The 7,826-nt window shown below is 71.8% G+C and carries 5 protein-coding genes; 1 reads left to right on the top strand and 4 read right to left on the bottom strand.

Annotated features, from left to right (window positions below):
* Positions 1 to 63: 63 nt before the first annotated feature.
* The 4 genes from ACWGKU_RS39315 to ACWGKU_RS39300 form a co-directional block, all read right to left on the bottom strand.
* Entirely contained in the window at positions 64 to 1,080 is a 1,017-nt protein-coding gene (locus ACWGKU_RS39315) for an enediyne biosynthesis protein (RefSeq protein ID WP_380554043.1), read from the bottom strand.
* Positions 1,077 to 3,005, bottom strand: coding sequence for a CRTAC1 family protein (locus ACWGKU_RS39310; protein ID WP_452180939.1), 1,929 nt, complete (start codon positions 3,003 to 3,005; stop codon positions 1,077 to 1,079). The genes ACWGKU_RS39315 and ACWGKU_RS39310 overlap by 4 nt, the downstream gene beginning before the upstream one ends.
* Positions 3,006 to 3,560: 555 nt before the next feature.
* Positions 3,561 to 4,937, bottom strand: coding sequence for an FAD-binding oxidoreductase (locus ACWGKU_RS39305; RefSeq protein ID WP_452180937.1), 1,377 nt, complete (start codon positions 4,935 to 4,937; stop codon positions 3,561 to 3,563).
* 28 nt (positions 4,938 to 4,965) lie between these two features.
* Positions 4,966 to 6,207 (bottom strand): acyl-CoA dehydrogenase family protein, encoded by a 1,242-nt coding sequence (locus tag ACWGKU_RS39300; RefSeq protein WP_452180938.1) that lies wholly within the window; start codon positions 6,205 to 6,207, stop codon positions 4,966 to 4,968.
* A gap of 192 nt (positions 6,208 to 6,399) precedes the next feature.
* Between ACWGKU_RS39300 and ACWGKU_RS39295 the strand changes: the two genes are divergently transcribed.
* Positions 6,400 to 7,788 carry a condensation domain-containing protein gene (locus ACWGKU_RS39295; protein ID WP_401046519.1) on the top strand — a complete coding sequence of 463 codons (1,389 nt, stop codon included), beginning with the start codon at positions 6,400 to 6,402 and terminating at the stop codon, positions 7,786 to 7,788.
* Positions 7,789 to 7,826 lie beyond the last annotated feature (38 nt).

Raw genomic sequence — 7,826 nt, 5'->3', positions numbered from 1 at the left:
GCCCCGAGCGGGCAGCGCCACAGCGCCGTTGCGGTGTCGTGCGCGGTGTCGCACGCGGGTGCCTCAGGCCGCGACCGCCCCGACCTGCTGCGGCTGCGCGGCCGTCCCGTCCGGGGCGCCCGCCCCGGCGGAGTCCGCCTGCCGGGACCGCTTGATCAGGTGCGCGACCCACCATCCGATCCCGCGCAGGGCGCAGACGATGGTGGTGGCGTAGAAGAGCGTGTAGACCACGTTGAACACCATCAGGACCGCGTAGACCATGGCGACCGAGGAGCCGAACATGAACTGGGCCTTGGCCTTCATCGGCGTCGTTCCCGGGTCGCTGATCATGTAGTTGGTGAACAGCACGAAGGCGACGCCGGTCATCGCGCCGAGCGCGGAGTACAGCGAGACGTCCCAGATCCAGTGCCGGACGAACGCCTGGATGGCGAACGCCCCGAGCCAGCCGACGATCAGCGGCGTCCGCTTGGTGAGCAGCGCGTTGATCACCGTTCCCGCGGTGGCGATGATCAGCGGGATCATCACCCGGAAGAAGGTGTTCGCGTTCTCCGTGAACTGGTACGGCGGCGAGATGCTGAACCAGGACCCGAAGCACACCAGTGACATCGTGATCCCGAAGTTGGACGGGTTCATGTAGTGCCGCATCCGGCCGGCGATCGGCGCCTGCAGGGCGTGCTTGCCGCCGACGCCGATGACCACCCCGAAGAACATCGGCAGCAGCTGGTTGTTCCCGTAGGTCAGCATGTTGACCGCGAGCGCCGTGATGTGGGCGGGCAGCAGGAACTCGTAGACCCCGCGCACCCCGTTGCCCAGGAAGCGCGGCGGGCGCCGCTGGGCCCAGCCGCTGATCAGCTCGAAGCAGATCTCGCACGTGTAGGCGGTGAACACCGCGATGAACGGCCACAGCCAGGGCTGTTCGAAGCCGAGCAGGGTGTAGCCGAAGGCGTTGAACACGCTGATGGAGATCGCGAAGTTGCGCAGGGCGAGGTAGCGCGGATCCTTGGGCTTCGCGGGGGCGGCGGGCGCGGGGGGCGCGGCGGCCGGGGCGCCGCCGGGGCGGGACTGCGCGGTGGCGCTCATCGGTTCGGGACCTCCTGGGCGTCGCTGGTCAGCATCAGGGTGTGCGTACCGGCGGTGAGCTGCTCGGTCTTCTTGTGCATCCCGCCGTTCGCGTCCCGCCACCGCAGCTCGACGGTGACCGGACCCTGGTGGGAGCCGAGGCCGAAGCGCGTGTCGAAGCTGCGGAAGCCGCCGTGGCCGCCGCCGCCGTCGAGCTGGGAGATCTGGGTGCCGTCCGGGGTCATCACGCACACGGTGGCGCCGTACGCCGGCGACCCGGAGTTCACCAGGCCGTCGCCCGCCCCGCCCTCGGCGGTCGGCCGGTAGAGCCGCAGGTTCAGCTGGTTGCCCAGGTTGGGCGAGGTGTTGGCGTAGAAGGCGGGCGGGCCCCACTGGCGGGCCACCGCGAAGTCCAGCCGGCCGGTCCCGGTGGTGTCGCCGGTGGCGAGGCCGCGGGTCGGGGTGGGCACGGCGATGCCCAGTTGCTCGCTGATGTTGACGTACGGGCCGTCGGGGGTCTTCGCGTAGAAGGCGATCGCCTCGTCCCCGGCGATGTCGTCACCGGGCTGGACGTTGGGCCACATCGCGGGGTTGGACAGCAGGTCGTCGTTGGTCATGGCCATCTCCTGCAGCCACGGCCAGCGGTTGATCTTGCCCTTCACGAAGCCGGTGGCCTGGAGGACGTTGAGGTCGCCGCTGTTGAGGAAGTCGCCCATCTTGGCGTCCCAGCCCCAGCCGGTCCAGGCCATGCCGTGCTCCTGGGCCTCCTGGGTGAACGGCGCGATGCCGGCGTCGAGCTTGTTCCGCATGTCGGCTTCGTCCTTGGCCTTGTTGATCCAGACGAAGTTGCTCTCCTCCAGGCCCCAGGCGACGGTGATGTTGCTGACCATCATGTCGAACTTGCCGTCGTGGCCGAGGTCGCCGAAGTCGACGCCCATGCCCTTGAAGGAACCGTTGCCGAGCACGAAGGACTTGGGCGTGGTCGGGGTGCGCTGGCCCTTGGCCTCGGTGAGCTCGATGTGCCCGGGCGTCGACCGGTTGTACAGCAGGTGCCCGTGACCGAAGTCGTTGGCGACGTACAGCTCGGGCAGTCCGTCACCGGTCAGGTCGGCGCCCGAGATCGCCAGGGTCCATCCGGTCGACGCGTCGAAGGGGATGGCGCCCTTCTCCTCCACGTACGACGCCGTGGGCTCGGGCCCCGAGGTGCTCTGCTGCCAGCGCAGGACGTGGTCGCCGCCGGCGTTCTTGGCACTGGACAGCGAGTCGTTCATCACGACGTTCTTCAGACCGTTGGGGTCGAGGACGTCGGAGTCGGGGAAGTAGTTGCCGATCACGATCGACGGGTGTCCGCTGCCGTCGAGGTCGCCGACGTAGTCCGCGTCGGTGTTCCAGCGCGGGCCGTGGTACTTCCCGTCCAGCGACTCCGAGGCCACCAGCTCGCGCGGCACGTAGGAGCTCGCGGCGGGGGTCGTCGCGTCCGACTTGGCCATGAACAGGATGGGCGTGCGGCCCCAGTACGTCACCAGGAGGTCCATCCGGCCGTCGCTGTTGAAGTCGCCGGGTGTGCAGCCGGTGGGCGCCATGGTGTCGTCCATCGGCAGCGGCTTGCCGTCCAGTACGAAGGGCGTGAACCGGTCGGCCTGCCGGGCGGTCGGCGTGTACGTCACGACGACGCTGTCGGTCCTGGTGTCGACGATGCACATGCTGTTGGCCACACCGTGCCCGGTGAGGTCGTTGATCGCGATGCTGGCCCCGACCGAGGAGATCCACGAACGGATCTTCTGGTAGGCCGGGTTCACCTTCCGGACCGTCTTCATCGGCTGCTGGTCGTAGCCGGGCGGCATCGCGATGGGCATTTCCTTGAAGCCGTACTGCTTCGCGACCCCTTCCGCCCCGGCCACCGCGACCGAGCTCCGCGCCGCGAAGAACAGCGAGGCGGCCACCATGATCACCACCAGGCCCGGTACCAGTCTGCGGAATCGTTCACGGTTTGTCACCGAAATTCCCCTCTCGGCAGATCGCGTACGACCCTGCTTTCGCATCGAGTGCACTCCCGCGGCCGACTCCGGCGGACCGAAAAGGCCCGGGGTCCTGGTTCCGCGGTCCCGAAATGCGACGGTGAATCCCACTTCACTCGCAGGTCTACTGCACGAGCATGAACGCCGGACGCCCGCAAAGGCATCTCTCACATTGCTCACCGGCCGGGAACGGCTTTTGCCAATTGTTTTCCCGCCGAAAGAATCTCCGGCGGCGTGATCGGAAATGGGTGATCCGCCGCGCGCGATCGGCGATGGGCGATCGGCCCGGATACCCGGCCGCGGTCGCCCGCGCGTCGCGGGCCGGCGGACGGCGAGTGGCGGGCAGCGGGCGCCGGCCGGCCGGGAACACGCCGAAGCGCCCTCCGAACGGACGACGGAGGGCGCTTCGACAGCAGGTGGTTCGACGGCGGGCGCTCGGGCGGGCGCGCACGGGGCCGCCGGGCGGCGCGCGCTCGGCGGCGGTCAGTAGCGGGCGGAGGCCCCCGGCGGCACATCGTGGCGCAGCCACCCGGCGGGGTCCACCCGGCGGCGCACCCGGTCCACCCGTTCGACGTCGGCCGCGGACAGGTGCCGCTGCGGCTGCTCCAGGCGCTCGACCAGGGTCGGCGCGGTCCGGCCGGTGTCCCAGGGCGTCAGGGCGGAGCGGACCTCGGCGCAGTGCGCCCGGGCCGCCGCCGTCGCGGCCGGGTCGAGCGCCAGGCCGCCGGCGGTGAAGGCGAAGGCGGCGTCGAGGTGGCTCAGTGCCCCGCCGTCCGGATCCGGCACCGCGAGCGCGCCGCCGAGCTGCCGGAGTTCGGCGTTGACCAGTGGCGATCCCGAGCCCTCGCCGAGCACCCGGAGGAACGCCTCCGCGCCGTCCGCGCCGAGTTCGGAGAGCAGCAGGTGGTCCCCCACCACCGGCACCGGATCGGTCGGGTCCATGTGGGTGCGGACCACGGCCGGCGGGGTGGTGGTCTCCCAGGTGTCGAGCACCGGCTCGGCGACGGCCCGGAACCGGCCGAGCAGGTCGGCGGCCTGGCGTTCGGCGGTCGCCAGGCCGTCCTCGGTCGGACTGAGTACCACACCGGCCAGGCACACCACCGGACCGCCGGTCAGGGCCGGCGGGATCTCCGGCACGGCCGGCAGGTTCATCACCCGGAACACGGTGGTGACGTCCTCGGGCGCGTCCCGGGTCCAGCTCAGCCAGCGGGACAGCAGCTCGGGGCCGTGCGCGGCGGGCCAGAAGGCGGCGCCGGTGACCACCCGGACCGCCGGGAAGAGCGCGATCTCGATCGCGGTGACGACGCCGAGTCCGCCGCCGCCCCCGCGCAGGGCCCAGAACAGCTCGGGGTCGGCGGTCGCCGAGACGCGGCGGAACTCGCCGTCCGGGGTGACGAGTTCGATCGCCCGGACGCTGTTCACGGCGAGCCCGGCCCGGCGGCCGTAGAAGCTGATCCCGCCGCGCAGCAGGTAGCCGACCACGCCGACCGTGGGCGAGGTGCCGTGCGGCGCGGCCAGCCCGTACCCGGCGGCGGCCTCGACCACCGCGCCCCAGCGCGTTCCCGCCGGGACGCGGGCGGTGCGGGCCACCGGGTCGATCACGACCGGGCCCGCGGGCTCGGTGCGGAGGAGCAGGGATTCGTCCATCGGGCGGGCCGAGCCGGCGGCGTGCCCGGTGGTGTGCACCCGGACCCACCGGCCCGCGCGCTGGGCGTGGCGCAGCGCGGTCCGGACCTGTCCGACGGTGCGGACCGTCACCGCCGCCGCGGGCCGGACCGGCGCGGCCAGGTTGAACACGGCGGTCGCGGCGGCGAAGGCGCGCTCCCCGGGCAGCGCGACGGCGTGCTCGGTCTCGGTCATGGCAGGAGCTCCTCGGCTCGTTGACGGGTCACTTGACGCCGAACCGGGCACGGGCCAGCTCCCGGGTGGTCACCGCGGACAGGAAGACCCCGATCCCGGAGTGGCTGTGCAGGGTGGACAGGTCGCGCCAGACCCGCTCGATCCGCTCCCCCTGCCGCACCGCGCTCGAACCCGCCGTCGGGAACAGCTGCCCCTCCACGGCGTGCCAGCACAGCCGGATCACCTCGCGGCAGATGGTGGCCAGGCGCAGGTCGTGCTCCCGGGTGAAGGCGCCCGGCCCCCGGGCGCACAGCTCCTGCCACTGGGCGATCGCCTGCAGCACGGCCGCCTCGGCCGTGGCGATCATGCCGGCCGCCTCGCCGTACCAGAACTGGTAGTCCGGGTCCTCGGCACGGGTGACCACGGGCGGGAACAGCGTCGTGCGGGAGAGCATCAGCTCCTCGTAGGCGTCCAGCGCGCCCTGGGCCATGCCCACGGCGAGCGAGGCCACCTCCAGGAGCATGAAGCTGAGCGAGCCGCCGCCGTACTCCGGGTTGCCGTGCAACCGGTAGCCGGGCGTGCCCCCGTCGACGACGACCTCGCTCATGTGCGTCCGCGGGAGCGTCAGGTGGTCCGGGACCCGGCCGTCCTCGATCACGATGCTGTGCGAGCCGCTGCCCTTGAGGCCCAGCTGGCCGCCCCAGTCGTCGAGCCGGCGGAACTCGGCGCGCGGAGCGACGAAGAGCATCGGCGCCGGCGGTTCGCCGGCCTCGCCGGGCACCGGGACGTGACCCATGAAGTGCGTCGCGTACGGCGAGCCCGAGCAGTAGTTCCAGGTGCCGTCGATCCGCCAGCCGCCGTCCTCGGCGCGCTCGGCCTTCCCGTTCGGCACGATGGTGGCCGGGCAGATGAAGTCGCCGCCGGCGAAGAGCTCGGCCTGTGCCCGCTCGTCGAACAGCGAGGCCGCGGGCAGGGCGTGGGTGGCGCCGAGGCAGTACATCCACCCGGTCGACGGGCAGCCGCGGGCCAGCGTCATCGCGACCCGCAGGAAGGTGTCGATGCCGAACTCGTAGCCGCCGTAGCGCTTGGGCACGAGGATCCGGTAGAAGCCGGCCCCGGCGAACGCCTCGTGGGTGTCCTGGGCGTAGTAGGTGCGCTGTTCGGTCTCGGCTTGCCGGGGCACCAGGAGCGGCGCGATGGCCTCGGCCCTGGCGATGATCTCCCCGGGTGTCAGACCGGGCTCGGGCGGCTGCGGCGAGCCGGACCCTGCGGCGTTCATGGCGACCGTCATTGCGGCGCAGCTCCTCTACGGTTCGGGCGGGCGTTCCACCGACGCTGGATGGACTTTCCCGGCCAGCCTGGCCCGCGGCCCGGCCGGTGCGCATCTCCCGGATTGCCAGCACGATCGAAGAACCCACGGCCGCGGGGCCGTTGCTACGGTTCCGGGGCGAATTCGCCCCGGACTCCGTGAGAGGAATTCCCCATGAGCCCCAATGGAAAGCCGCAGTCGAACGCACCGGCGAGCAGGACGCCACTCTCCTTCAACCAGGAATTCCTCTGCGGCTTCGACCGCGGCGACGACGAGGGGCCGTTCGGCCCGCGGTTCCACATCGTGCACGGCTGGCGCCTGCGCGGGAAGGTCGACGCCGCGACGCTTCAGCTGGCCCTGGACGACGTGGTGGTGCGGCACGAGGCCCTGCGCACGGCCATCGTCCGGGGCGAGGGCGAGCGGTACCAGGAGATCCATCCGCCGACCCCGGTCCGGCTGGAGCTGCGGGAGCTGACCGGGGCGGATCCGGCGGCGCGCGAGCGGGCGGTGGAGGACCTGATCACCGAGGTGGAGTCGGGCACCATCAGCGCGCGGGAACTCCCCCTGCTGAAGGCCACCCTGCTCCGCTTCGACGAGGAGGACGCGGTCCTGGCCCTCGTCGTGCACCACACGGCGGCCGACGGATGGTCGGTGCGGCTGATCATCCGCGATCTCGCCGTCCGCTACGCCGAGCGCCGCGGGCACACTCAGCCCGAGCTGCCGGTGGCCCTGCCGTACCGTGAGTTCTCGGCGTGGCAGCGGGAGTACGCGGCGGATCCGGCGCTGGAGGAATCACGCGCCTTCTGGCGGGAGCAGCTGGCCGGCGCCGAGATCTACTCGGTGGCCACCGACCGGCCGAAGTCGGCCGGCCTGCCGGAGTCCACCGCCATCCACCGCTTCACCGTCGACGCCGAACTGACCGCGCGGGCGGTGGAGATCGGCCGGGCGCTGCGCAGCACGCCGTTCATGGTGCTGATGGGCGCGTTCGCGGTGATGGTCGCGCGCTCCTCCGGAACGACCCGGGTGGTGGTGCCGACCTTCTCGCCGGGCCGCGGCGAGGACCGCTTCCACCACACGGTCGGGCCGTTCTTCAACTTCCTCCCGCTGTGCACCGAGCTCGCCGGGTCCCGCGACTTCGCCGAGGTGGTCGCCCGGATCCGCACCACCAGCCTGGAGGCGTACGCCCACGACATCCCGTTCGGGCAGATCCTCGCCCAGGCACCGGAGTTGATGCTGCCGACATTGGAGGACGGCCGGGCGGCCTGTGTCTTCCAGGTCTTCCCGTTCCCGTTCCTGCTGGACGGGGAGCTGATCGGGGACCTGGAGTACACCGAGGTGCGGCGCCGGCTCACCTCGCAGCCGGTGGGCTCGGACGTGCCCAACGGCGCGCTGTGGACGCTCAACCTCGACCCGGCCGGGGACGTGGTGGCGGGCATCCAGTACAACAGCAACCTCTACGACGAGAGCTCGGTGGCGGAGCAGGTGGACCGCTTCCGCGAGGTGCTGCGGGAACTGGTCGGCGCGCCGGACGCGCCCCTGGACCTCCGTACCGAGCGTTCCTGAACCACTGGGGCCGACGGTCCCCGCCGCGTGCGGCGGGG

It is taken from the genome of Kitasatospora sp. NPDC054768 (genome assembly GCF_053612025.1).
Note: the sequence above shows the minus strand (reverse complement) of the source record. Positions and strands in the feature narration are given on the sequence as shown.

What these genes read in the sequence shown, in the direction of transcription:
- ACWGKU_RS39315 (WP_380554043.1), bottom strand. Translation starts at nt 1,080, where the DNA reads ATGAGCGCCACCGCGCAGTCCCGCCCCGGCGGCGCCCCGGCCGCCGCG.
- ACWGKU_RS39310 (WP_452180939.1), bottom strand. Translation starts at nt 3,005, where the DNA reads ATGGTGGCCGCCTCGCTGTTCTTCGCGGCGCGGAGCTCGGTCGCGGTG.
- ACWGKU_RS39305 (WP_452180937.1), bottom strand. Translation starts at nt 4,937, where the DNA reads ATGACCGAGACCGAGCACGCCGTCGCGCTGCCCGGGGAGCGCGCCTTC.
- ACWGKU_RS39300 (WP_452180938.1), bottom strand. Translation starts at nt 6,207, where the DNA reads ATGACGGTCGCCATGAACGCCGCAGGGTCCGGCTCGCCGCAGCCGCCC.
- ACWGKU_RS39295 (WP_401046519.1), top strand. Translation starts at nt 6,400, where the DNA reads ATGAGCCCCAATGGAAAGCCGCAGTCGAACGCACCGGCGAGCAGGACG.